Source organism: Cohnella suwonensis, assembly GCF_042655365.1.
GTDB lineage: Bacteria > Bacillota > Bacilli > Paenibacillales > Paenibacillaceae > Cohnella > Cohnella suwonensis.
This window is the reverse complement of record NZ_JBHSMH010000034.1, coordinates 1-23,626: the sequence shown is the minus strand read 5'-3', so window position 1 is coordinate 23,626 and position 23,626 is coordinate 1. Positions and strand designations below refer to the sequence as shown.

Annotated in this window: 23 protein-coding genes and 1 tRNA gene; 19 read left to right on the top strand and 5 right to left on the bottom strand. The window is 56.2% G+C overall.

The features are described from left to right. The first annotated feature begins 185 nt into the window (after positions 1-185). On the top strand, positions 186-677 hold the full coding sequence (locus ACFPPD_RS11815; RefSeq protein WP_209750155.1) for a DUF4446 family protein: 492 nt from the start codon (positions 186-188) through the stop codon (positions 675-677). On the opposite strand, the gene yyaC is transcribed toward ACFPPD_RS11815, so the two are convergent. Next, entirely contained in the window at positions 652-1,275 is a 624-nt protein-coding gene (gene yyaC, locus ACFPPD_RS11810; protein ID WP_209750156.1) for a spore protease YyaC, read from the bottom strand. The genes ACFPPD_RS11815 and yyaC overlap by 26 nt on opposite strands. A gap of 130 nt (positions 1,276-1,405) precedes the next feature. Here yyaC and ACFPPD_RS11805 point away from each other — a divergent pair, with 130 nt between their 5' ends. The 4 genes from ACFPPD_RS11805 (at position 1,406) to ACFPPD_RS11790 (ending at position 2,993) form a co-directional block, all read left to right on the top strand. Further along, on the top strand, positions 1,406-1,657 hold the full coding sequence (locus ACFPPD_RS11805; protein WP_209750157.1) for a putative Se/S carrier protein: 252 nt from the start codon (positions 1,406-1,408) through the stop codon (positions 1,655-1,657). A 27-nt stretch (positions 1,658-1,684) separates the two neighbouring features. Further along, positions 1,685-2,572, top strand: coding sequence for a mechanosensitive ion channel family protein (locus tag ACFPPD_RS11800; protein ID WP_209750158.1), 888 nt, complete (start codon positions 1,685-1,687; stop codon positions 2,570-2,572). 31 nt (positions 2,573-2,603) lie between these two features. After that, positions 2,604-2,843, top strand: coding sequence for a DUF951 domain-containing protein (locus ACFPPD_RS11795; RefSeq protein ID WP_209750159.1), 240 nt, complete (start codon positions 2,604-2,606; stop codon positions 2,841-2,843). A gap of 59 nt (positions 2,844-2,902) precedes the next feature. Beyond that, positions 2,903-2,993, top strand: a tRNA-Ser gene (locus tag ACFPPD_RS11790). 382 nt (positions 2,994-3,375) lie between these two features. Here the strand turns inward: ACFPPD_RS11790 and ACFPPD_RS11785 are convergent. Further along, a complete protein-coding gene (locus tag ACFPPD_RS11785) occupies positions 3,376-3,564 on the bottom strand; it encodes a YjzC family protein (RefSeq protein ID WP_209750160.1) in 189 nt (62 codons plus the stop codon). 176 nt (positions 3,565-3,740) lie between these two features. Here ACFPPD_RS11785 and rpsF point away from each other — a divergent pair, with 176 nt between their 5' ends. The 3 genes from rpsF (at position 3,741) to rpsR (ending at position 4,943) form a co-directional block, all read left to right on the top strand. Beyond that, the gene (rpsF, locus tag ACFPPD_RS11780; protein WP_209750161.1) at positions 3,741-4,028 is read left to right on the top strand and encodes a 30S ribosomal protein S6; all 288 of its coding nucleotides are present in this window, start codon (positions 3,741-3,743) and stop codon (positions 4,026-4,028) included. Between the two features lie 67 nt (positions 4,029-4,095). Next, on the top strand, positions 4,096-4,602 hold the full coding sequence (ssb, locus tag ACFPPD_RS11775) for a single-stranded DNA-binding protein (protein ID WP_209750162.1): 507 nt from the start codon (positions 4,096-4,098) through the stop codon (positions 4,600-4,602). A 20-nt stretch (positions 4,603-4,622) separates the two neighbouring features. After that, complete coding sequence (rpsR, locus tag ACFPPD_RS11770) at positions 4,623-4,943, top strand: 30S ribosomal protein S18 (protein WP_209750163.1); 321 nt, start codon at positions 4,623-4,625, stop codon at positions 4,941-4,943. A gap of 303 nt (positions 4,944-5,246) precedes the next feature. Here rpsR and ACFPPD_RS11765 read toward each other — a convergent pair whose 3' ends face one another. The 3 genes from ACFPPD_RS11765 to ACFPPD_RS11755 form a co-directional block, all read right to left on the bottom strand. Continuing rightward, complete coding sequence (locus tag ACFPPD_RS11765; protein ID WP_209750164.1) at positions 5,247-5,606, bottom strand: hypothetical protein; 360 nt, start codon at positions 5,604-5,606, stop codon at positions 5,247-5,249. A 133-nt stretch (positions 5,607-5,739) separates the two neighbouring features. Further along, positions 5,740-6,696, bottom strand: a complete 957-nt coding sequence (locus ACFPPD_RS11760; RefSeq protein ID WP_209750165.1) for an ABC transporter permease — start codon at positions 6,694-6,696, stop codon at positions 5,740-5,742. Continuing rightward, complete coding sequence (locus tag ACFPPD_RS11755) at positions 6,689-7,609, bottom strand: ABC transporter ATP-binding protein (protein WP_209750166.1); 921 nt, start codon at positions 7,607-7,609, stop codon at positions 6,689-6,691. Before ACFPPD_RS11755 ends, ACFPPD_RS11760 begins: the two co-directional genes overlap by 8 nt. A gap of 305 nt (positions 7,610-7,914) precedes the next feature. Here ACFPPD_RS11755 and ACFPPD_RS11750 point away from each other — a divergent pair, with 305 nt between their 5' ends. The 11 genes from ACFPPD_RS11750 (at position 7,915) to ACFPPD_RS11700 (ending at position 23,474) form a co-directional block, all read left to right on the top strand. Further along, positions 7,915-8,964 (top strand): LCP family protein, encoded by a 1,050-nt coding sequence (locus ACFPPD_RS11750; RefSeq protein ID WP_209750167.1) that lies wholly within the window; start codon positions 7,915-7,917, stop codon positions 8,962-8,964. Between the two features lie 122 nt (positions 8,965-9,086). Next, positions 9,087-9,527, top strand: a complete 441-nt coding sequence (locus ACFPPD_RS11745; protein WP_209750168.1) for a CBS domain-containing protein — start codon at positions 9,087-9,089, stop codon at positions 9,525-9,527. A gap of 27 nt (positions 9,528-9,554) precedes the next feature. Further along, entirely contained in the window at positions 9,555-11,531 is a 1,977-nt protein-coding gene (locus ACFPPD_RS11740; RefSeq protein ID WP_209750169.1) for an amidohydrolase family protein, read from the top strand. Between the two features lie 171 nt (positions 11,532-11,702). Beyond that, positions 11,703-12,005 (top strand): MazG-like family protein, encoded by a 303-nt coding sequence (locus tag ACFPPD_RS11735; protein WP_209750170.1) that lies wholly within the window; start codon positions 11,703-11,705, stop codon positions 12,003-12,005. Positions 12,006-12,010: 5 nt separating this feature from the next. Beyond that, positions 12,011-12,931 carry a DUF2232 domain-containing protein gene (locus tag ACFPPD_RS11730; protein WP_209750171.1) on the top strand — a complete coding sequence of 307 codons (921 nt, stop codon included), beginning with the start codon at positions 12,011-12,013 and terminating at the stop codon, positions 12,929-12,931. A gap of 66 nt (positions 12,932-12,997) precedes the next feature. Further along, on the top strand, positions 12,998-14,959 hold the full coding sequence (locus ACFPPD_RS11725) for a DHH family phosphoesterase (RefSeq protein ID WP_209750172.1): 1,962 nt from the start codon (positions 12,998-13,000) through the stop codon (positions 14,957-14,959). Next, complete coding sequence (rplI, locus tag ACFPPD_RS11720) at positions 14,956-15,402, top strand: 50S ribosomal protein L9 (protein WP_209750173.1); 447 nt, start codon at positions 14,956-14,958, stop codon at positions 15,400-15,402. The genes ACFPPD_RS11725 and rplI overlap by 4 nt, the downstream gene beginning before the upstream one ends. 4 nt (positions 15,403-15,406) lie before the next feature. Further along, positions 15,407-16,783 (top strand): replicative DNA helicase, encoded by a 1,377-nt coding sequence (dnaB, locus tag ACFPPD_RS11715; RefSeq protein WP_209750174.1) that lies wholly within the window; start codon positions 15,407-15,409, stop codon positions 16,781-16,783. Positions 16,784-16,961: 178 nt separating this feature from the next. Next, complete coding sequence (locus tag ACFPPD_RS11710) at positions 16,962-18,251, top strand: adenylosuccinate synthase (protein ID WP_209750175.1); 1,290 nt, start codon at positions 16,962-16,964, stop codon at positions 18,249-18,251. Between the two features lie 716 nt (positions 18,252-18,967). Then, positions 18,968-21,997 carry an efflux RND transporter permease subunit gene (locus tag ACFPPD_RS11705; protein WP_209750176.1) on the top strand — a complete coding sequence of 1,010 codons (3,030 nt, stop codon included), beginning with the start codon at positions 18,968-18,970 and terminating at the stop codon, positions 21,995-21,997. A gap of 748 nt (positions 21,998-22,745) precedes the next feature. Next, positions 22,746-23,474: a hypothetical protein gene (locus ACFPPD_RS11700; protein ID WP_209750177.1), complete on the top strand. Its 729-nt coding sequence runs from the start codon at positions 22,746-22,748 to the stop codon at positions 23,472-23,474. Positions 23,475-23,626: the final 152 nt, after the last annotated feature.

The following is a 23,626-nucleotide window of genomic DNA, read 5'->3' as shown; positions in this document are numbered from 1 at the left end:
AGAAGCTAGGGAATGAGGATCGGAGCGTAGGCAAACCTACGTGAGAACCGGAAGTCCCGGCTGAATTCAAGATTCGATGCCGAATATGCTTCCTGATTCAATTCGTGATTATAATCGGACTTTTTGAACAACCTCTTATAAATTCCGAATCACCATAGAAAGAAACACTGGGGGAAAAGGGAATCATGGAAGGTTGGAATGACGATATCGCGATGGCGGTGGCGGCCGGGGAAGGCTTGCTTCTGGTCGTGGCGTTGGTATGGGTCGGAGTCATCGGAAGCAAGCTCAAGAAGCTGGACAAAGCGCATGCCAAGCTCATGGGAGAAACGGGCATGAGCAACATGGAAGACGTCATGGACGTCGTACACGACAGATTGGGCGAGCTCAACGCCAAACAGAACGAGCAGGCGGAGTTGCTCGACAAACACGGCAAACGCCAGGCCATCCAGAAGGGACGGGTAGGCGTTCATCGGTTCAACGCGTTCTCGGATTCCGGAAGCGACCTGAGCTTCTCGATCGCGATCGTCAACGACGGCCAAGACGGCGTCGTTATTACTGGCATTCACGGCAGGGAGCAGACGTTCCTGTACGCGAAGCCGATCGATAAGGGGCAGTCGGCGTACTTGCTCACTCCCGAAGAGAAGCTGGCAATCAGTCAGGCAATGCAAAAGGAATGACCGAACGATTGCTACGGACTTTATGTACCGCCGAGTAAATGCTTTTGGCGATAATCTCGGACATCTTGACGACAAGGTTCAGCCGAGTGTTCTGAAGAACGAAATATTCCATGAAGCCGCCGACGTTCACGATGCCCGTCATATGGATGTCTCCGACGGGAGGAAGCTCTTTGTTCACGCCGGCTCCGGGTCGAACCGGGCCGTCGCCGACTTGGATGCAGCCGACGCTGGACACTTGTCCGAGACAAGCGTCGACGGCGATGACGAAAGGTTGGCGAGACGTTCTCATGATCTTGAGCAACGTGTCGCCCAAATTCATCGCGTGAACGGGTTCCTCCAGCGTGCCGTACAAATCGAATAAGTCGCTGTACTCCCTCGCGAGCGCGGTGCCGACGAGAGGTCCCAGCGAATCTCCGGTCGAACGGTCCGTGCCGACGCAGACGATAACGATGGGGCGATCCTGCGGCAGCGATTCGAGATGGTATTCGAGATTTTGGGATAACCGATGCAAGACTGTTGGATCGTTAAAAGGAATCTTCAAAGAGAGCGCCGCCGATTCCGGTGCGGAGCCCGGACGTTTCTCCCACGCGCCGTTCATTCGCCCGATTCGCCTCCTACCCTAGTATGTTACTAGTATATGGACGGAAGGGCTCATTTATACTTGCGCATCGGAAAGGGCGTATAATCGCGCAAAAGTATTATAGTAATCTTACGGGGAGGCTAAGCCAATGGCCACGGACACGCTATTGATCGCGTTCGATTCTACGCAGCAGGCGCTCAGGGCGGAAATGTTGCTGGAATACGCGGATATCGAGATCGATATTTGTCCGACGCCCAAGGAAATCACGGCGGGCTGCGCGTTGTCGATCGCTTTTCCGGTCGAAGAGCTTCCCCAAGTCAAGAGCATCATCGCGTCGGAGAACGTAGAGATCAGAGGGATGTTCGAAAGAACTCCCGCGGGCTACGAGGAAATCGAGTAAGACGCGGTTAAAGGAGTAAGGCGTACCATGAGAATCTATACGGCGTTACAGATCGATGTTTTGCAGAGCAATCTATGGACTAAGTTCATCGATCGATTCTGGGAGACGGTACAAGATACGGAAATGTGGACGGCGGCGTTGCTCGTCCTGTTGCGAATCGTACTGATCGTGCTGGTCAGCCGGCTCGCGCTTATCGTGCTGAACCGGTTCATCGACCACGTCACGAACGACGAGAAGTCGAACCGGCTGAAGCTGCGCGCGCGGCGCGTGCAGACGATGGGAAAATTGCTGAAGAACGCCGCATCGTATATGATTAATTTTATTACGATCCTTCTCGTTCTGGGAGAATTCCATATTCAGCTGGCTCCGCTGCTTGCCGGCGCGGGCGTCCTCGGTCTCGCGATCGGCTTCGGGGCGCAAAGTCTCGTGAAAGACGTGATCACCGGGTTCTTCATCATCTTGGAAGATCAATTCGCCGTAGGCGACGTCGTCCAGCTCGGAACGTTCAAAGGAACGGTAGAGATGATCGGTCTAAGGGCGACGACGCTGAGAAGCTGGACGGGCGAGATTCATATTATTCCGAACGGCGCGATCGTCCAAGTGACCAACTTCTCCATCAATCCGCTGCTGGCGGTCGTCGATCTGACGATCTCGTCGGACAAGACGGTCGAAGAGCAAATGACGGCCATTCGCGAGGTGCTGGATCGCATCGAGAGTCCGAACCTGACGGCGAAGCCCGAAGTGCTCGGCATTCAGACGCTCGAAATGAACCAAATGACGATTCGCGTGACCGCCAGATGCAAGCCGAATACGACGGGCGAAATCACGCGGCTAATCAACACCGAATTGAAGAAATCATTCGATACGGCAAGGGCGGAAGCTGCGACGGAAGCTGCGACGGACGCGACAACCTAGAAAGCCGCGCAAACGAAACGGGGGAATCGGGATGGAGCGGAAAACGTTCGACCTTGGCGATGTCGTCATGATGAAGAAGCAGCATCCGTGCGGAGCGAACGAGATGGAGATTATCCGCATGGGGATGGACATCCGCATCAAGTGCGTAAAATGCAAACACAGCATCCTGCTGCCGCGCGCGAAGTTCGAGAAAAGCTTAAAGAAGGTACTGAAATCGGCGGCCGGAGAAGCCGATCCCGGGGCGGAAGAAAGCGCCGAATCGGGCAATTGAACTGGATGGCGAAACCAGTTGCGCGGCTGTCCGAGATGTGATATGATTTTCCTTGCTGCGGAGAGGTACCCAAGAGGCCCAAGGGGGTTGACTCGAAATCATCTAGGCGGCTCGCGCCGTGCGTGGGTTCGAATCCCACCCTCTCCGCCATAAATCAAACCGCGATCGATCCCAAGACGGGGTCGTTTTTTTGTTTCATCGAAGGGGCGATCAAGTCCGGGGACATCGTATAGAAAATAACGAAGAGCCCCTCGCGGGGCTCTTCGGGCGACGTGTAATGAGTTGCAATGAGACGTAACCAACGTTGCTGATTGCAGTTCAGCGCTTCGGTGACCGGATCAAAGGATCCGCGTGTTACAGAACGGAGTCTTTAGCACAACGCCTCGCTTCCGTTAACCTACTCCGAATGGAACGTGTTCCTCCTGCTGATGTTGCGCCTTGTCGTTCAAGGGAACCACACCTCTCGTTTTGCGTCGCCGAAATATAGAATGGCACAAAACCGCGATCGATATACATGGTCGCCGATTTTTTTCTAACGGAACTGCTTCATCTTTTTCCACTTGCGATTATGGTTCGACGTCTCCGGAAAACGCTCCCCTTTGCGAAGCGTCACGTGCTGCGGGTTGTTGATCCCCATGTGAAAGGCATCTTCTCCCACTTCCATGTACTCGCCGTCGTTCGGAGCCCGTTGGCCCGGCTCGAATTGCGTGTATTCGCCCATTTGCGTTCACCCCCTGTCATGGGGATAGTGTAGCGCGAAATTCCTTGCGATATGCGGGCCGTTGTGCTAAAGTATTCAGGTATGCTATTGAAAGCATACTCCTTGCTTCTCCGCCGAGATCGATGATTTCGGTATACAAAGGGAGAGGCCAAAGACCTAAAGGAGGTGAACGGAAGATGCGCAACTACGAGTTGATGTACATCATCCGTCCGGACGTGGAACAAGAAACCGTTCAAGCTGTCGTGGAAAAATTCCAGGGCATCATCGTGAACGGCGGAGAGATCGTGAAGCATGACGTGCAAGGTAAACGTCGTCTCGCTTACGAGATCAACAAACACCGCGATGGGACGTATGTGTTGGTTCATTTCACAGCTACGCCTGCTGTTGTCACGGAGCTGGAACGCGTTCTGAAGATTACGGACGAAGTGATTCGTCACATGGTCGTCAGAGAACAAACCGCGTAAACCGCACATTGCCAGGCGGAAATCCGCCGCAAGCCTTAATGTCAGTTTTTAGTGGAGGGAACCCGCGATGTTGAATCGAGTCATTCTCATAGGGCGCCTGACCAAGGATCCCGAATTGCGCTACACGCCTGCCGGCGTAGCCGTTACCCAATTTACGCTCGCCGTGGATCGCCCGTTCTCTTCCGGTACTAACCGCGAAGATCGCGAAGCGGATTTCATTCCGGTCGTCACTTGGAGACAGCTCGCGGAGACGTGCGCTAATTATCTTCGTAAAGGCCGTTTGGCCGCCGTGGAAGGCCGCATGCAAGTGCGCAACTACGAGAACAACGAAGGCCGACGCGTATACGTGACGGAAGTCATTGCCGATAACGTTCGTTTCTTGGAATCCGCAAACCGCGAGGGCGGCGGACAAGCAAGGGAAGAAGGCGGCTTTGGCGGCTCGAACAATAGCGGAGGCGGGTCCGGAGGCGGCAACCGCAGCTCTGGCTCCTCTCGCAATAGCGGTAACAGCAACGATCCCTTCGCGGACGACGGGCGACCGATCGACATATCGGACGATGATTTGCCATTTTAACTGGAAAGGACGGATAACAAATGAGCGAACAACAAACAACTGCTCCTGCAGCGCGCGAAGAGCGCGGACCACGCGGTCCACGCGAAGGCGGCGAGCAACGCGAGCCTCGTAAATTCCGCCGTGGCGGCCGTAACAAACGCAAGAAGGTCTGCTACTTCACGGTAAATAAAATTACTCACGTGGACTACAAGGAGTTGGACTTGCTTCGTAAGTTCATCAGCGAGCGCGGCAAAATCTTGCCACGTCGCGTGACGGGCACGAAAGCGAAATACCAACGCATGTTGACCGTAGCGATCAAACGCGCGCGTCAAATGGCTTTGCTGCCATACACGACCGAGTAGTATCGAAGGTATAGCTTCACACAACGCGAACGACGTCGCCGGGCAACCGGCGGCGTTTTTTGTGCTTTGCTTTGGTCGGTCTCGCTTGGGGGGCGGCCGGAAAGGTATGTTTGTTTATTTTTGGGTGCTTTAATGGGAACAACCTGCACGTAGTACAGTTTGTTGGGTGCGAAAAGGCTGATACGGCGCGATTACCTGCAAATATGCATTTTGTTTGGCGGAAAAGGGTTATTTCTCTCGAAAATGCCAAAACAACCTGTAGCGTATGTAGGTTGTTGACGTTCGTTCCGGGAAAAGGGTGCATCAACCTGCACTTTTGCAGTTTGCATGCTGCTGTCGGGGGATCGGGGCAGTCGGGATGAATAAATAGAGGAAGATCGACAGGATCAACAAGGTCCAATAGCTGGGGATGCCGGCCAACCCGAGATAAAGTCCCGCAGGAAGCGACCAGTAGAACGCAGTCAGCTTGAGTGCGCGGTTGCGGATCGCATAGGCGAGTACGGCGGCAAGGGCTGGCGCAATCAGCAAAAGATAGACGGATAGTTGCGTAGTGTGGGATAGCAGATCGGGATCGGAATCATAGGGGTTCGCATAAAGAAACAGTAGCGATATCGCAACCGTCGCGATCGGTGCCGCCAAGCCAAGCATTCGGAGCGCGCGCATCGAATCTCTCCAATCATTCTCGTTATGACTAGAATATATAGGAAAAACAACGAAAATGCCAAATAAAAGGAAAAGGACTATCCCGACGTCAATTACATGACGAGGAATAGTCCCTTCTATAAATGCTTAACAGTTAAGCCGCCACGTCGCGCTTCGTGAACAAGGCCCAAGCGACGAACTTGAACACGATGTAGTAGATGGCGAGCATACCGATCGAGAAGCCGAGCGTCATATCGGGGTGAAGCGGCTGGCCGCCTTCCAAATACTGCCGCAGGTCGATATTGGAGAACAGCAAGTATTTGACCCAGCTGTATTCGCGCAGAATCTCCGACAACGTGTTGCCGACGAGCATGAAGAGAAGCGAGAAGGCGATTGCCATCGACGAGCTCCGGAACGCGGCGGAGATCATGAACGCCATCGTTACGTACAGGAGCAGCGAGACGATGTTGTAACCATACTGCTGCAAGGAATTCACGATCATGGAGCCTTCATGAACGAGCCCGTTATCTCCGATCGTCAAGTGCGGAAGGGAAAGTCCGCTAAAGCCTTCGAGTATCGATCCGAAGAGGAACGCCACCGCGAATGACAGAACCAGAAGCAGAATAGCGAAGATCATGGTCGACACGTACTTGGCGAGCATGATCTTCGTTCGCGAGGAGGGACCGACTAGCAATAACTTGATCGTTCCCCACGAGAATTCGGCTGCGATCATGTCGGCGGCGATGATGACCGTCAAGATCGTGATCAGGATGATCAGTTCAGCCGAGTTGTTGACGTAATTCCATAAAGAAAGATCGTTCGGATTGATATCGTGATCAAGATAGTACTGGTTGAGCTTTATCTGTTCGGTTAGCCATTCCCGCTGATTGTCGTTCGTATCCTTCAATTGGGTCAGGTCCATCTGCATTTGCGCGTTCTGCTGAGTGAGACTGTTCTGCCAATTGCTTTGGTCATCTTTGCTGGAGTCCCATTTCATGATCCAGCTGAGCAGACCGATGGCGAGAACGAGGATGCCGACCATGATCCACGTTCTTGGACGGCGGTAGATTTTCATGTTTTCATTGCGAATGAGTTGCGTTAAGCTAGACAACCATCTCACCTCCGGTAATTTCGAGGAACTGCTCTTCGAGCGATTTCTGCGCGGCATGGATGCCGTAGACGTCGAGACCGGACTTGACGAGCAGCCTCGCGATATCCGGGATGGCCGTCTTGTCCGAAAGGACCTCGAGTTGGTTGCCGTCAATGGACAGCAGCGATTCGTCGAAAGAGTCCGAGAGCAGCCGGTGGGCGGCGTGCAGGTCTCCGACTTCGATCATGATTTTCGTCTGCGCGGTATCCTTGTGTTCTTGAAGCGAGCGAATGTCGACGAGCTTGCCGCCTTGAATGATGGCGACGCGGTCGCACATCAGCTCCATCTCCGACAGCAAGTGCGAGGAGACGATGACGGAGATGCCTTCTTCCTTCGTCAGCTTGCGGAGGTAATCGCGGAGTTCGCGAATGCCCGCCGGATCGAGACCGTTGGTCGGTTCGTCCAGAATGAGCAACGAAGGCCGGTGAAGAATGGCTTGGGCGACGCCGAGCCGTTGCCGCATGCCGAGGGAATAGCGCTTGACCTTCTCGTGAATCCGGTTCTGAAGGCCTAGCAGGGTTACGACTTCGTCGATGCGCTCTTTCGTGACGCCGGAATGCCGGCGCGCGAAATGAACGAGGTTCTGATAGCCGGTAAGGAACTTGTACATTTCCGGATTCTCGACGATGGCTCCGATATGGGTCATCGCCAGCTCGAAGTTCTGCCGGACGGAGACGCCCTTGATGATGGCCTCGCCTTTCGTCATGGAGATGAGGCCGACGATCATGCGGATCGTCGTCGTTTTGCCGGCGCCGTTCGGGCCTAAGAAGCCGAATACTTCGCCTGCGGGTATTTCGAAAGAAAGGTCGTTGACGATGTTGCGCTTGCCGATCGTCTTCGTGACGTTGCGAAGCTGCAATACGGGTTGTGACATGGTGCTGAATACCTCCTGAACGGATCGAATGATTGAAGTATACCGGATGGAAGACGTATGAAATCACGGCCTAAGGATGAGTTTGGTACCCGGACTTTGGTCTAGTTCGGTCCGCGAAAAGTCGGGGCAGGGAGCGGTGCCGGATGTTGGATCGGAAGGAATGTATTCTATTTGCCATCTCGAAAACTGTAACTTCTTCGTTCCGTCAATCGTATAATAGGGGTCTGTGAGCTCTTACCGAGAGTGCCCAAACGCAAAATAGAGAGAGAAAATAATATAAGGGAAATGGAGAAGGAGAAGATATCATGCGTAATTATCGTCGTTTTAAAATCACGTTGATCGCGTCGTTCATGACGCTTGTCGTTGCCGCAGGTCTTATTTATGCAAACAGAGGCGCGCTATCGGCGCTAGGGTACGATCTGTTTCTGTCGGATAAAGTGGAGGCGAGCTTCCAAGATTCCTATCAGCCGCTGGAGGGCCGTCCGGTCGTCGAAGAACCGCAAGTCAGCGAGCCGTTCAGCATGCTGCTGCTCGGGGTGGACGCCCGCGCGAAGGAACGCGGACGTTCGGATACGATCATCTATACGGTCGTTCGTCCGAACGACGGCAAAGTATTGATGGTCTCGATTCCGCGCGACACGTACGCGGAGATCGTCGGCAAGGACACACAGGACAAAATCACGCACGCGTACGCCTTCGGCGGCGCGGAAATGGCCGTGAACAGCGTGGAGAAGCTGCTCGACGCGAAAGTCGACCATTACGCGACGATCAACTTCCAAGGCTTCGTGAAAGTCGTCGACACGCTCGGAGGCATCTCGCTCCCGATCGGCAAAGACATCGTCAACAAGGGCGCGGATCACGAGAAATTCACGGTCGAAGCGAACAAACCGAGCTACACGGGCGTAGAAGCGCTCAATTACGTCAGATACCGCGAAGACGCGGGCGGCGACATGGCGCGGACGGAACGCAACCGCGCGTTCATCGAGGCGCTCATGCATAAGGCGTCTTCGCTGCAGCAGTGGGATAAAATCCCCGAGGTGCTCGATATCGTCGGCGATAATTTCAGCACCGACCTGCCTCCGTCGGCGATGAATTCGCTGGCGAAGCAGTTCCTGCAGACGGGCCATGAAATCAAGAGCTATACGTTGAAAGGCGAAGGCAAACGGATGGGCACGGACAATCTGTGGTATTTCGCCGCGGACGAGCAAGATCTCGATGCGGTTCGCGCGACGATCGCGTTATGGACGAATCCGAATACTCCGGAAGACCAGCTGATCGTGCCCGGCGAGAAGGACGAACAAGCGGGACAGCCGACGGGCGAGAGCGGCGCGTCCGCGAGCAAGCAACCGGCATAACGATGGAAATAGACGGGGCGGATGGAGAACATCCGTCCTTAATGCTATAATAAGGAAGCCGCGGCAGATGGCTTCGGGTCTTTCGACAAGACGTAAAGACAAAGTCTGCGAAGGAGGAACGTATGAATATCGCTTTCTTTTTATTGCCTAAGCAAGAGGTCGTCACCGTCAGCGTAGGCGCGACGTTACGCCAGACGCTGGAGAAAATGGAACGTCACCGGTACACCGCGGTGCCGGTCATCGGCGAAGCGGGCGAATACAAGGCGACGGTCACCGAAGGGGATCTGCTCTGGTTCCTGAAGAACAATCCGGAGCACGGATTCGATCAGCTGCACCGGGTATCCCTCGACGAAGTTCCGTTAAGAATGAATAACCTGGCCGTACGCATCGACGCCAACATGGAAGATCTAATCTCGCTGGCCAAGACGCAGAATTTCGTTCCGGTCGTGGACGACATGAATATTTTTATCGGCATCGTACGGCGCAGCGACATTATCGATTATTGCGAGAAGCTGCTTCTTCCGATTCAATCGAACGACAGGGCGGTCAAGCGGGAAGCGTAGGACGATACCGGACAACTTGGAGGACAGATGACCCACAGCCAGAACAAACCGAGACGCAGCACTCTCCCTTTCATCGCGCTACTCGCGGCGCTCGTCGTCGCGGGAACGGTATGGGCGGCAACGACGCTTAGGGGAGACCAGAAAGACGCGGCGCCGAGTTCGGCCGCGAGCGCGGGCGAATTGCCGGGAACGGCGCTCCCGACGGAAGGGAAATCGGCAGCGCCGGCCCCGAGTGCCTCGCCCGAGCCCGAAGAGGCGCCGATCGATCAGCCGACGGCGTCCGAGCTGAACAAGACTTACGACGTCGTCATCTCGAACGGCAGGGTTATCAATCCCGAGACGAAGCTCGACCGGGAAGGGCTGAACGTGGCCATTCAAGGAGGCACGATCGTGCTCGTGACGGACAAGCCGCTGAAGGGCAAGCGGACGATCGACGCCAAGGGGCTCGTCGTGGCGCCGGGCTTCATCGACAATCTGAGTTACGATCCGAATCCGCTCGGCGTATGGAACAAGATCGCCGACGGCGTGACGACGAACATCGCCATGCACGGGGGAACGACGTCTCCGGAGAAGTGGTATCCGTATTACGAACGCAACCGGACGCCGGTCCATTTCGGAGCTTCGTTCTTCTACACGCATGCCCGCAATCCATTCAAGCTAAGCCGTTACGACACGGCCAAGCCGGAACAAGTGAAGAAGCTCGTAGACCAAGCGGAGAAGGCGTTGAACGACGGCGTTCTCGGCATTTCCTTTAGCTTGGAATACGTGCCGGGCGTTAACGATAAGGAAATTCTTCCGATGATGAAGCTCGCGTACAAGTACAACGTTCCGGTTTATTTCCACGCCAGATATTCGGATATGGAAGAGCCGGGCACGAACATCGACGCGTTGAAGGAATTAATCGGCTACGCCCGGGCATCCGGGGCGGCCGTACATATCGATCACATCAACAGCACGGGCGGCACGTTCTCGATGAGGCAGTCTCTGAAGATGGTCGAGGACGCGAGAGCGGAAGGGCTCGACATTACCGCTTGCATCTATCCTTACGATTACTGGGGAACGTATTTGAACTCCGCCCGGTTCGACGAGGGCTGGCAGTCTCGCTTCCGCATCACGTACAAGGACTTGCAGATCGCCGGCACGGATGAGCGGCTGACCGCCGACACGTTCCGCAAGTACCAGAAGGAAGGCAAGCTGGCGGTCGCCTACGCCATTCCGAAGCAGGACGTGATCGACTCGCTCAAGGCGCCTTACGTCATGATCGGCAGCGACGCCATTCTGGAGCCGGGCTATAACAACCATCCGCGCGCTTCGGGCACGTTCGCGAGGACGGTCGGGCTATACGCAAGAGAGCAGCAGGTCATCTCGTTATCGGACGCGATCGCGAAAATGTCCCTGATGCCCGCGCAGCGGCTGGAGAAGCAAGCCCCGGCTTTGAAGAAGAAAGGGCGGATCGCCAAAGGCATGGACGCGGACATCGTCGTGTTCGATTACAAGACGATCAGCGACAAGTCGACGGTCGCGAAGCCGGAATTGTTGTCCGCGGGCATCAAGTACGTGCTCGTGGGCGGGCAGACGGCGCTGGACGGCAAGGGGCTTCACAAGGACGTCCGCGTCGGCCAACCGATCAAGAGCGAATTCCTTCGCGTGAAGGAAAGCGCGTCTTCGTTGAAGTGGGATGGCGCGTCGACGGCGCTCCTCGAATACCGAGACGGCAACTACGTCGATCTGGAGGCGCTCAAGGCGCACGGTTATCTCGTCTCTTGGGACAAGCGGAAGCATGCGGCGACCGCGGTCAACATGGACGGCGCGACGCCGATGGAAGTTTCGAAACCCAAGACCGGCGAACTGATTCTCGAGCGGGGCTATAAGCTGACTTGGGAAGACGGCAGGACGGCGGAGCTGCTCTCCGTCGGAGAGCGCAACTACGTGTCCGTAGCCGCGTTGGCGGCGCAAGGCTGGAAGCTGGGCAAGGACGGAAGCCAGCTCACGCTGACCCGATAGAACAACGAAGAGGGCATCTCGCCGTACGCGGCGGGGTGCCCTTTTTGCGCATGCGCAGCGACGGCCCCGGCTCTAGCTGCTCACTTCCGCGCCGGATAATATGCTATAATGAAGGTTGCAGCTTTCCGGGCTTCTGCACCTTGGCATAGTCGAAGCGTAGGAGGAATCGCGATGGAACGCGATCTGGACGTGGCCACGAGAACGAGAACGATCGAGTGGCTGAAAACCGAAGTGCTCGATCAAACGTCGCGGCTGTTCCGGGCGATCTGGGAAGGAAGCACTTCCCGCGTCGTGGACGGTCTGGCCGGATTAATCGCGAGCGCCTACATTTTGGGCCGTCGGCTCGGTATTTCGTACCGGGACCTGGACATCGCCGTTGCGGACAAGCTAGCCAAGCTCAAACAAGAGGGACATCAACTGGAAGATCAATACCGCGATCTGTCCGAGCTGTCCGAACATATCCGCAAGAGGTGAATGGATTGAACGCAACTTGGAAATCGCTCGCGTGGAGCGCGGCCGCATGGCTGCTCTTGATCACGCTGGCGACGCCTTTGAACTTCGTAACGATTTTTCTGATGATGACGCCTTTCGTCGTTCTTTACCGCATGTTAAGCGTCAAATCGTTCGCCGTGCACGTATTGGCGATCGGGGCGGCGGCGTTCCTGCTGGCGGGAGGCAACGGGCCGATCGTCGCGACGCTCGGATTTTTCTTTCTTGTCCCTTCCGTCGCGATGGGGCATATCTATAAGAAAGGAAGTTCGGCGAAGACGGCCGTTCTCGTCGGCTTCGTCATCGTGCTGGCCCAGCTTCTGCTGGAACTGGCCTTATTCTCCGTCATGTTCGACATCGACTTGAAGGCGGAGCTCGCCTCCATGCTGTCGGATAACCTGAAGGAGCTGGAAAGAGCCGGCGGGGGAGACCTATTCAAGCTGGGAGGAGCGGAGAGCCTCGCCCGGGACTTGAGCTCGGAGATCATGAATCTGCTTCCGATGATTCTGCTTCTCAGCTCGATTCTGTTCACGATCATCACGCATGCCCTGTCGCGCGTATCGCTCCAAGCGTCGGGAATCGAAGCGCCCGCGCTGCCGAAAGCGATGACTTGGAGAGTGCCGAGGAGTTTCGTGCTCTATTACTTAATCGCTTTTATAGCCGTACACTCGATATCGAATGATGCCAACGGTTACTGGGCGATCGTGGCAAAGAACCTTGAACCGATTCTCGGTTGCGTCTTCACGTTGATCGCGTTCGGATTCCTTTACTTTTTGGCGGATGCGAAAAAATGGTCGAAAGCAGTGCCATTCTTGCTATGCGTACCGGTTTTGTTCTTCCCGCAGGCCTATCTGTTGATCGGGCTGCTCGATACGGCGTTCCCGCTGCGCAAAGTGTTCGTTAAACAATAAGGCCCGGTCCGCAGGCCGCGGGAACGCGGCTTGCACACCACCATAAGACGGGAGCGAATCGCGGATATGCCCAAGTTTCTCGTGCAGCGTTGGCACGGCATGCATATCGTCTGGGCACTGGTGCTCATCTTCATATTGACCGTGGCCTTGGCTTCTTACCAGTGGCTGCTGGGCTTGTTAGGCTTGATGCTCGGAGGCGTCGTGGCCGTTTACGGCATTCTCGCGGAGAAGGCCTTCCGCAAGGACTTGAATGAATACGTGCTGACGCTGACGCATCGGATCAAGAACGTCGGCAACGAAGTGATCGGCCAGCTTCCGTTCGGTATCATTCTTTTTAACGAAGAGAAGGAAATCCAGTGGCATAACGCGTTCGTGGCCACCGTCGTCGGCAAGACGACGATCGTGGGGGAACCTCTCGGCACGTATTTCCCGGCTCTTTCGCATACGTTCAAAGACAGGGAGACCTCGGAGGCGTCGATCGGCGGGCGCGTCTACGAGCTGCTGCTTCGTCCGAACGAACGGTTCCTGTATATCCGGGATATTACCGACCGTTGGACGCTGAAGAAGAAATACGACGAAGAAAAGCTCGCGCTCGGCATCGTCATGATGGACAATCTCGAAGAGGTCGCCCAAGGAATGGATGAACAACAACGGGCGTTGATGTTGTCCAAGGTGACCGGGGAGATCAACGAGTGGTCTCAGAAATACGGCCTGTTCCTGCGCAGGCTTAGCTCCGACCGGTATATGGTCATTACGAACCAAATCGCGCTGAAGAGCTTGGAGCAGTCGCGGTTCGAGTTGCTCGACGACGTTCGCGAGATCACGATCGAGCAGAAGCTTCCGATGACGCTGAGCATCGGTTTCGCGTCCGGTTCGGATAACGCCATCGAGCTCGGCCATCTCGTGCAAGGCAGCCTCGACATCGCGCTCGGGCGCGGAGGGGACCAGGCGGTCGTGAAGGTCGGCCAGCGTCAAAGCTTCTACGGCGGCAAGAGCAACGCGGTCGAGAAGCGCACGCGGGTTCGCGCGAGGGTTATCTCCCATGCGCTCAGGGATCTCATCAAGGAAAGCGACAACGTCATCATTATGGGTCACAAAATGCCGGACATGGACGCGATCGGCGCTTCGATCGGCGTGCTGAAGGCGGCGCAGCTGTACGGCAAAGACGCGTACATTGTGCTGGAAGGCATCAATCCCGCCATCCAGCGGATGATGGATATGCTCAAGGAAGACGAGAAGCTGACGAAGAAATTCATCTCTCCGGAGCACGCGTTCGGTCTGATGACGAAGCGGTCGCTCGCGATCGTCGTCGATACGCATCGCGCCACGATGGTCGCGGAGCCGCGCTTGCTGCAGGCGACGGAGAGAATCGTCATCGTCGACCATCACCGTCGCAGCGAGGAGTTCATCGACGACGCGGTGCTCGTCTACATGGAGCCTTACGCTTCGTCGACCTGCGAGCTCGTTACGGAGCTGCTGCAGTACATTCACGAACGCGTCGTGCTGGACGTACGGGAAGCGACTGCGCTTCTCGCGGGCATTACCGTCGACACGAAGAGCTTCGCTTTCCGTACCGGCTCCCGTACGTTCGAGGCGGCATCGTTCCTCCGGCGCAACGGCGCCGACTCGGTACTCATTCAGCGGATGCTGAAAGAGGACCTGGAGGAATACATCCGCAAGGCGGAAATCATTCGCAACGCGGAGACGTACCGGGACTGCATCGCCATCGCGGTGGCGGACGCGGGTAAGCAAGTGCCGCAGCTGCTCATCGCCCAATCGGCCGACACGCTGCTGAACATGACGGGCATCAAGGCGTCGTTCGTCATCGGCATGCGCCCCGACGGCAACGTCGGAGTGAGCGCCCGCTCGCTCGGCCACATCAACGTCCAGATCGTCATGGAGCGGCTCGGCGGCGGCGGGCATTTCACGAACGCGGCGGCCCAGCTTCAGGGATCCGTGGGAGAAGTCGCGCTCAAACTCAAGCAAGTCTTGAACGAAATCGATAAGGAAGAGGGTTTATTCGAATGAAAGTAATCTTCTTGCAGGATGTTAAGGGTCAGGGGAAAAAAGGCGAGATCAAGGAAGTATCGGAAGGGTACGCGCGCAATTTCTTGCTTCCTAAAGGGGTCGTGCAGCTCGCGACCGAGGGCGCGAAGAAAACGCTGACGCAGCAAGTGGCCTCGGCTCAGAAGAAGAAGGATAAAGAGAAAGAAGACGCGCAAGCGCTCGCGGCGAAGCTGTCCGAGATGACGGTCACGATCAAAGCGAAAGCCGGCGAAGGCGGCCGTCTGTTCGGCGCTATCACGAGCAAGCAGATCGCCGAAGGCTTGGAAGCTTCCCACAAGATCGCCGTCGACAAACGCAAGATCGAACTGGACGATCCGATCCGCACGCTCGGCGTGACGAAGGTGACCGTGAAATTGTATCCGGACGTGAAGGGCACGCTAAACGTGAAAATCGTGGAGGAATGATTCGATGAGCGGAACCGGGGATCAGCAAATGTTCTACGACCGAATTCCTCCGCAGAATCTGGAAGCGGAACAAGCCGTCCTCGGCGCCATCCTGTTGGAGGCCGAGGCTCTGATCGCTTCCATGGAGCGACTCAAAGCGGAGGATTTCTACAGCGTCTCCCACCAACGGATATTCGAAGGCATGATCGTCCTTAACGACCAGAATAAGCCGATCGACCTTATCACGCTGACCGCGCATCTGCAAGATCTCGGCCAGATGGAAGAGGTTGGCGGGATCATGTATCTCACCAAGCTCGCGAACGCGGTTCCTACGGCCGCTAACGTGGAATACTATGCCCAGATCGTCGAGGAGAAGTCGATTCTCAGACGGCTGATCCGCACGGCGACGCAGATCGTCTCCAACGGGTACGCGTCCGAGGAAGACGTGGGAGCGCTCCTGAACGACGCCGAAGTGCGCATCATGGAAATCTCCAGTCGACGCGCGGCAACGGGATTCATCAGCATTCGGGACGTTCTAATGGAAGTGTTCGAACGCGTCGAATTTCTGTACAACCAGAAAGGCGGCGTAACGGGCATCCCATCCGGCTTCGTCGATCTGGACAAGATGACGGCGGGCTTCCAGCGAAACGACCTGATCATCGTCGCCGCGCGTCCATCCGTAGGGAAAACGGCGTTCGCGCTGAACGTCGCCCAGAACGTCGCCGTGCGCGCGTCAGAGACGGTCGCCATCTTCAGTCTCGAGATGTCGGCCGCCCAGCTCGTCCAGCGGATCGTCTGCGCGGAGTCGAACGTCGATGCCCAGCGGATGAGAACCGGGCATCTCGAAGGCGACGATTGGGAGAAGCTGTCGATGGCCATCGGCGCGCTCTCCGAAGCGCAGATCTTCATCGACGATACGCCCGGCATTACCGTATCGGATATTCGCGCCAAGTGCCGGCGTCTCAAGAAAGAAAAAGGGCTCGGCATGATTCTGATCGATTACCTGCAGCTCATTCAAGGGCGGGGCAAAGCCGGCGAGAACCGCCAGCAGGAAGTCTCCGAAATATCCCGTACGCTGAAGATGATCGCGCGGGAGCTGGAAGTACCGGTCATCGCGCTGTCCCAGTTGTCCCGGGGCGTCGAGCAACGGCAAGACAAGCGTCCGATGATGTCCGACCTTCGGGAATCCGGTTCGATCGAGCAAGATGCCGATATCGTCGCGTTTTTGTACCGGGACGATTACTATGACAAGGAATCGGAGAAGAAGAACATCATCGAGATCATCATCGCCAAGCAGCGGAACGGTCCCGTCGGCACGGTGGAGCTCGTCTTCCTGAAGAACTACAATAAATTCGTCAGCCTGGACCGTTCGCATAGCGAAGCCTATGCAGGCAGCGCATAAATGAAGTATGTGTGGTTAAATTCCGAACATTAATATGGGCGGTTGCTCAATTGTTCGTTTTTACGTTGACTTCCCCGGACGCAGTTGCTAAACTAATCATGCTGCCTGATCGCCCCTTGCGATTCTCGGGCGGCATTATCATGCCGGCGTGAGAACCACCCCGGGTGGAGGGATTGCATTGTCAACAGTCGTTGTTGTAGGTACGCAATGGGGAGACGAAGGCAAAGGAAAGATTACCGACTACTTGGCGGAGAAAGCCGACGTCGTCGCCCGTTATCAAGGCGGGAATAATGCCGGCCATACGATCCTCATCGAGAACAAAAAATACAAGCTGACGATGGTTCCTTCCGGTATCTTTAACCACGATAAACTTTGCGTCATCGGCAACGGGATGGTCATCAATCCCGGCGCGCTGGTGGAAGAAATCCAATATATTCGCGATAACGGTTTTTCGACGGACAACCTGAAGATCAGCGATCGCGCCCACGTCATCATGCCTTACCATCTCGTCCTCGACGCGCTCGAGGAAGACCGCAAGGCCGACAACAAAATCGGAACGACCCGCAAGGGCATCGGCCCATGCTATATGGATAAAGCCGCGCGCAGCGGCATTCGCATCGCCGACCTGATGGTCGCCGAAGCGTTCGAAGAGAAAGCCCGCGCCATCATCGCCGATAAGAACCAAGTTATCATCCAAATGTACGGCGGCGAGCCGCTGGACGCCGACGGCATCATAAAAGATTACTTGGCGCTGGCCGAATTGCTGCGTCCTTTCGTAACGGATACGTCCGTCATCTTGAACGACGCGATCGACGACGGCAAGAAAGTATTGTTCGAAGGCGCGCAAGGCGTCATGCTGGACATCGACCAAGGCACGTATCCGTACGTGACGAGCTCGAACCCGTCCGCGGGCGGCGTGTGCATCGGCTCCGGCGTCGGCCCTTCGAAAATCAAGCAAGTCATCGGCGTAGCGAAAGCTTATACGACCCGCGTCGGAGACGGTCCGTTCCCGACGGAGCTCAACAACGAGCTTGGCCAATGGATCCGCGACAAAGGCCACGAGTACGGCACGGTTACCGGTCGTCCGCGCCGCGTCGGCTGGTTCGATACGGTCGTCGTGCGCCATGCCCGCCGCGTCAGCGGCATTACGGGTCTGTCGCTGAACTCGCTGGACGTGCTGACCGGACTGGAAACGGTCAAGATCTGCACGGCGTATAAGCTGAACGGCGAGATCGTGTCGCATTATCCGGCGAACCTGAAGCTGCTGGAAGATTGCGAAGCGGTGTACGAGGAGCTCCCGGGCTGGAGCGAGGATATTTCCGGCGCGAAGAAGCTGAGCGATCTGCCGGAGACGACGCAGAACTTCGTGAGACGGATTACCGAGCTGACGGGCATTCCGATCGCGATCTTCTCGGTCGGCCGCAACCGCGAGCAGACGAACCAAGTCGCTCCGATCTACGAAGCATAAAATCATAAGCGTGACGGAAGCCGTTTGGCGGGGGATACCCGCCGGACGGCTTTTTTTTGCGTTTGGGCGGAGTCGAGGGGAATTGTTATGCGGATGGGCGACTCTTCATACGGAGTTACTGCTTCGCACGATTAACTCGCCGTGAAGTGGAGCTTTTCGCATAGAGTTACTGCTCCGCACGCATACTCGCCGTGAAGTGGGCTTTTCGCATAGAGTTACTGCTCCGCGCGCATTAACTCGCCGTGAAGGGCGGCTATTCGCATAGAGTTACTGCTCCGCACGCATTAACTTGCCGTCATGGGCGACTCTTCGCACGGAGTTACTGCACCGCACGCATTAACTCGCCGTGAAGCGGGGCTTTTCGCATGGAATTACTGCTCCGCACGCATTAACTCGCCGTGAAGCGGGGCTTTTCGCATGGAATTACTGCTCCGCACGCATTAACTCGCCGTAAAGGGCGGCTTTTCGTACAGAGTTACTGCTCCGCACGCATTAACTCGCCGTCGACACTCGCCACACCCTTGCGTGCCCGGCCTCCTCCGGCACCGAACCAAAGGCTTGATCCGTCTCCGCCTAAAGTCTAGGAGCAAGAACGTACCAGAGACCATGTTGGCACCGAAGGGATTAACTTACAATCTTCTTCAGAGACTCCGTTTCGAATCGTAAGCGATGAGGCGGAGAGACCAAAGAAAATCCAATGGAGTGGAGAGATCCGAATGAAGTTTTTTACCCAATTCTCGCTGAGGAATCCGGTGGCCGTCGTGCTGCTCGTCTTGCTGGTGGCCGTAGGCGGCGTCTATTCGGCGACCAAGTTCAAGCAGGAGCAGAATCCGGAGATCGCGATTCCAGGCATTTTCGTTCAAACGGTTTATCCGGGCGCGGCACCGAACGAGGTGCTGAACCAAATTACGCTGCCGCTCGAGAAGGCGCTCCGTAACGTTGAGGGCGTGAAGAGCGTAACCTCTCAATCGGCGAACAGCATGTCGATGGTGCAGTTGGAATTTAATTTCAGCGACGATATGAAGAAAAAGCAAGAGCTAGTGCAGCAAGCGATCGGCGACGTGCAGTTGCCGATCGGAGCGGAGAAGCCGACGGCGGCCTATTTCTCGTCGACGAATCAGCCGATCATGTACACGTCCGTGAGCGCGCTCGGCGGGGCGACAAGCGAGCAATTCTCCGAGACCGTCAAGGCAAAGCTCGTTCCGAAGCTACAAGCGATCGAAGGCGTAACCGAAGTAAAAACGGTCGGTCTCAAAGACGACGGCGTCTATCTCAGGCTTGACGCCGCGAAGATGACGGCCAAGGGCATTTCCTTCGAACAAGTGACAAACCTTCTGCAATCGAACAATCTGAGCATGCCGCTCGGCGAAACGATAATCGGTCAAAGTAAGCTGCCGGTGTTCGTGCAAGGAGATCTGACGACGTTGGAACAATTGAAGGACTGGGAGGTCGCGCCGGGAGTCAAGCTGACGGATATCGCGCAGATCGAGAAGGGCAAGGCGCTTAACGTCATCAGCTTAACGAACGGCCAACCTAGCATTTCGCTGAACATCTTGAAATCAAGCAACGCCAATACGGTCGAAGTATCGGACCAAGTGTTGAAAGTGTACGAAGACGCGGAGAAGGACGGCGTGGCGAAAGCGCTCGTCATGTACAATCGGGCGACGGACGTGAAAGAGTCGGTGAATTCCCTCGCGCGAGAGGGCTTGCTCGGAGCGCTGTTCGCTTCGGTTCTGATTCTTTTCTTCTTGCGAAACCTTCGCGCGACGTTGATCGCGATCGTTTCCATTCCGCTGTCGATGCTCATCGCGATGATCTGCTTAAAAACCTTCACGGACGTCACGCTTAACATCATGACGCTCGGAGGATTGGCGGTGGCGACGGGACGCGTCGTCGACGATAGCATCGTCGTCATCGAGAACATCGTACGCAGAATGAGAGGGGAGAAAATCGGCAAGGAACTCATTCTCTCGGGCACGATGGAAGTGGCGCGGGCGATTACGTCTTCGACGGTAACGACGGTAGCCGTGTTCGCGCCTCTCGGATTGTTGCAAGGGATCATCGGCGGCTTCTTCCGCCCTTTCGCTTTGACGGTCGGTTTCGCGCTCGTCTCCTCTCTTCTCGTGTCGCTGACGGTCGTTCCTCTCATGGCTTGGGCGCTGATGAAAAACGCGAAGCCGAAGGAATCAAAGCCTTCCGCGATGAGCCGGGGCTACAAGCGAGCGCTGCGTTGGTCGCTCGGACATAAGACGATCGTTATCGTCGTCGCTTTGTTGCTGTTCGCGGGCAGCTTGGTTCCGATCTTCGCCGGCAAAGTCGGCGTTGTGTTACTTCCTCAATCCGACTATAAGTACATTTTTGCAAGCCTGACCATGCCGAAAGGGACGTCGCTCGATGCGGTGAAGAAGGAATCGGACCGCCTGGACGCGATCATTCGCAAACACCCGGACGTAGAGAATACGAGCATCATTGTCGGCGGGGGCATTAGCGGCGAAGTTGCGGAGAACGGCGCGGAATGGTTCATCGGCTTGCGTGCTTCCGCGGACTTGGATCGGTTCACGGACGAAATCGCTCCGCAGGCGAAAGTGCCGGAAGGGTCCGAATTCAGCTTGGAGAAGGACGACATGAGCGGCGGCGGCTCTATCGAAGTAACGGTTACCGGTTCTTCGGCGGCCGATATTCGGGCGGCTACGGAGAAGATCACCGGGACGATCGCCGGTTTGAAGGGCGTCGATCATATTAGCAACAACTTGGAGGACGGCACGAACGGCATCCAAATCTCCGTTCGCCAGAAGGACGCCTCCCAAGTCGGACTGTCCGCGTTGCAAGCGGCCCAGCTGCTCCGGCCTTTCTTGTCGGAGACGAACGCGGGGCGGATCGGCGACGGCGCGGGTGCCAGCGATTTGTACTTGTCCTTGACCGGAGCGTCGCTCGCATCCGTCGAGCAGATCGGTCAATTGAAGCTAAACGCGCCTTCGGGCGAGAGCATTCAAGTGAAAGACATCGCGGACGTGCGAATGACGAAGCTTCCGAGCACGCTTCAGTTCAAGAACGGCGCGGAGTTCGCGACTGTAACGGGACAAATCACGGATAAGAACGCCAGCAAAGTAAACGAAGAGCTGACGAAAGCGTTGGACGCGCTGACGTTGCCGGCGGGCGTCTCCTATAAGTTCGGCGGAAGCGAGGAAGACGTCAGCCAAATGATGAGCGATATGCTCATGGCGATGCTCGTCGCCGTCGGCATGGTGTACATCGTCATGGTCATCGCGTTCCGGGAAGGCCGGGCGCCTCTCGCCGTCTTGTTCTCGCTGCCGTTCGCCTTGATCGGCGGCTTGACCGGTACGATAGTATCCGGCGATCCGTTGTCCGTGTCGAGCATGATCGGGTTTCTTATGCTGATCGGCATCGTCGTAACGAACGCGATCGTCTTGATCGAGCGAGTCCAGCAGCAGATCGAGCACGGCCAGTCGATCCGGGAAGCGCTTATCGAAGCAGGCGGTACGAGGCTGCGTCCGATTCTGATGACCGCGATCGCGACGATCTGCGCTCTCCTTCCTCTCTCGATCGGCTTCGGCGGCGGTAGCATCATCTCCAGCGGCTTGGCGGTCGTCGTCATCGGCGGCTTAACGAGCTCCACGCTGCTGACGCTCGTCGTCGTGCCGGTCATGTACGAATTGCTCTACTTCAAGCGTTCCCGCAAGCAACGCAAGGCGCAGCAGGCGGTGCACGCGGAAGCGGCGGCTTAAGCGGCGGCGTATGAGCCAAAGTGCGTGAACAAGGTGTAATCGCGGCATAGGCGTAGTAGCGATAGAAGATATGCAAGCGGCGGGGCAACGGCTCACCATCGAATTTCGACCCGAAAGTCCCTCATCGCATCCGACAGGATCGCGGGAGGGGCTTTTTGCATATGCGCAATACACGAAATAACGGTGCAACGCACAGCTAAATGAGGCGAAAGTGCTGATTACGTGAAATAACGGTGCCACGCACGGCAAAATGAGGCGAAAGTGCTGATTGCGGGAAATAACGGTGCCACGCACCGCTAAATGAGGCGAAAGTGCTGATTGCGTGAAATAACGGTGCCATGCACCGCTAAATGAGGCGAAAGTGCTGATTGCGTGAAATAACGGTGCCATGCACGGCTAAATGAGGCGAAAGTGCTGATTGCGTGAAATAACGGTGCCATGCACCGCTAAATGAGGCGAAAGTGCTGATTGCGTGAAATAACGGTGCCACGCACGGCTAAATGAGGCGAATGCGCACAAACCGAATCATGTGAAATGACGTCCTCCCAGACCGCTAAGTCCCTCGAAATCGCCGAATCATGCGAAATAACGTCCTCCTAGACCGTTAAGTCCGCGAGTGAGTCAAACTACCCCAGACAGTAAAATTGCTTCATCCTCATCGAGTCAATTCGACGTGATAGGAATGATATAAGGGAGGTTTGCCCATACTAAAAACTATGAAAACGCGCGCGCAGCGGGAGGTACGATCATGTTCAAGTGGGTAAGCTGGGTGATCCGGATGGGAGCGACGGCTTTGCTGCTCAGCTTCTTATGCATATGGACGACGGGATATATCGTGAACAGCTATATGGAAACGATTGTGAAACAACTTAATTTGCCGGTAGAAATCAAACCTATCGCTCTATCGGGTATCTGGGGAACGTTATGGGGAGCGGGCGGAAGTCCATCCAAGACGGCGGAAATCGACAAAGACGATAAAGATGGCAAAGACGAGAAGACGGACGAGGCATCGTCAACGCCTTCGTCCTCCCCTAAGCCGTCGAGTGAGGCGTCTCCATCTCCATCGTCGCATCCGTCGGAAAGCGTCGGAGGAGAAGACGGAGACGACGATACGCCCGCGTCCGATCAGCCTTCGGACGAACCGTCGAATCCCGCGGACGCCTCCGCGGATCCGGATGCCGTCCCCGGGGAGGACGGCACCGTTCCCGTCATGGGAAGCGCGGGAGAATCGGCCGGCACGGGAACGCAATTGACCGATGAGCAAAGGCAATCGTTATACGCGCTCGTCGTCTCGAAGCTCAATCCGTCCCAGCTGCAGCAGCTGTCCGACGCGCTGAAGGGCGGGCAGACGCCGGAGCAGATGAAAGCCGTTCAGGAGATGCTGAAATCGGCGCTGACGAACGACGAATTCGTTCAGATGATGGGCATCCTCCAAGGCCCGGAGAAACCGGATACAAGCGGGAACGAAGAACAATGAGAACGTTTTCATCCAATAGGGCCGCGGGACGGCCAGTCCGGCGGTTCTTTCCAACGATTGCGCGCCTAGCCAAGTTAGGCACAACTAGCCGGTGAAAGTCCGGTCGAGGTAAGAGCCAAGTCGCCTCGTAGCTGACGGGCAGCTGGTGGAGA

Excerpts from the sequence above, each read along its gene's own strand:
- ACFPPD_RS11805 (WP_209750157.1), top strand. The coding sequence starts at position 1,406 with ATGGCCACGGACACGCTATTGATCGCGTTCGATTCTACGCAGCAGGCG.
- ACFPPD_RS11765 (WP_209750164.1), bottom strand. The coding sequence starts at position 5,606 with ATGCGCGCGCTCCGAATGCTTGGCTTGGCGGCACCGATCGCGACGGTT.
- ACFPPD_RS11700 (WP_209750177.1), top strand. The coding sequence starts at position 22,746 with ATGTTCAAGTGGGTAAGCTGGGTGATCCGGATGGGAGCGACGGCTTTG.
- ACFPPD_RS11705 (WP_209750176.1), top strand. The coding sequence starts at position 18,968 with ATGAAGTTTTTTACCCAATTCTCGCTGAGGAATCCGGTGGCCGTCGTG.
- yyaC (WP_209750156.1), bottom strand. The coding sequence starts at position 1,275 with ATGAACGGCGCGTGGGAGAAACGTCCGGGCTCCGCACCGGAATCGGCG.
- ACFPPD_RS11750 (WP_209750167.1), top strand. The coding sequence starts at position 7,915 with ATGCGTAATTATCGTCGTTTTAAAATCACGTTGATCGCGTCGTTCATG.
- ACFPPD_RS11725 (WP_209750172.1), top strand. The coding sequence starts at position 12,998 with ATGCCCAAGTTTCTCGTGCAGCGTTGGCACGGCATGCATATCGTCTGG.
- ACFPPD_RS11815 (WP_209750155.1), top strand. The coding sequence starts at position 186 with ATGGAAGGTTGGAATGACGATATCGCGATGGCGGTGGCGGCCGGGGAA.
- ACFPPD_RS11740 (WP_209750169.1), top strand. The coding sequence starts at position 9,555 with ATGACCCACAGCCAGAACAAACCGAGACGCAGCACTCTCCCTTTCATC.
- ACFPPD_RS11795 (WP_209750159.1), top strand. The coding sequence starts at position 2,604 with ATGGAGCGGAAAACGTTCGACCTTGGCGATGTCGTCATGATGAAGAAG.
- ssb (WP_209750162.1), top strand. The coding sequence starts at position 4,096 with ATGTTGAATCGAGTCATTCTCATAGGGCGCCTGACCAAGGATCCCGAA.
- ACFPPD_RS11800 (WP_209750158.1), top strand. The coding sequence starts at position 1,685 with ATGAGAATCTATACGGCGTTACAGATCGATGTTTTGCAGAGCAATCTA.
- dnaB (WP_209750174.1), top strand. The coding sequence starts at position 15,407 with ATGAGCGGAACCGGGGATCAGCAAATGTTCTACGACCGAATTCCTCCG.
- ACFPPD_RS11735 (WP_209750170.1), top strand. The coding sequence starts at position 11,703 with ATGGAACGCGATCTGGACGTGGCCACGAGAACGAGAACGATCGAGTGG.
- rpsR (WP_209750163.1), top strand. The coding sequence starts at position 4,623 with ATGAGCGAACAACAAACAACTGCTCCTGCAGCGCGCGAAGAGCGCGGA.
- ACFPPD_RS11745 (WP_209750168.1), top strand. The coding sequence starts at position 9,087 with ATGAATATCGCTTTCTTTTTATTGCCTAAGCAAGAGGTCGTCACCGTC.
- ACFPPD_RS11755 (WP_209750166.1), bottom strand. The coding sequence starts at position 7,609 with ATGTCACAACCCGTATTGCAGCTTCGCAACGTCACGAAGACGATCGGC.
- rpsF (WP_209750161.1), top strand. The coding sequence starts at position 3,741 with ATGCGCAACTACGAGTTGATGTACATCATCCGTCCGGACGTGGAACAA.
- ACFPPD_RS11785 (WP_209750160.1), bottom strand. The coding sequence starts at position 3,564 with ATGGGCGAATACACGCAATTCGAGCCGGGCCAACGGGCTCCGAACGAC.
- rplI (WP_209750173.1), top strand. The coding sequence starts at position 14,956 with ATGAAAGTAATCTTCTTGCAGGATGTTAAGGGTCAGGGGAAAAAAGGC.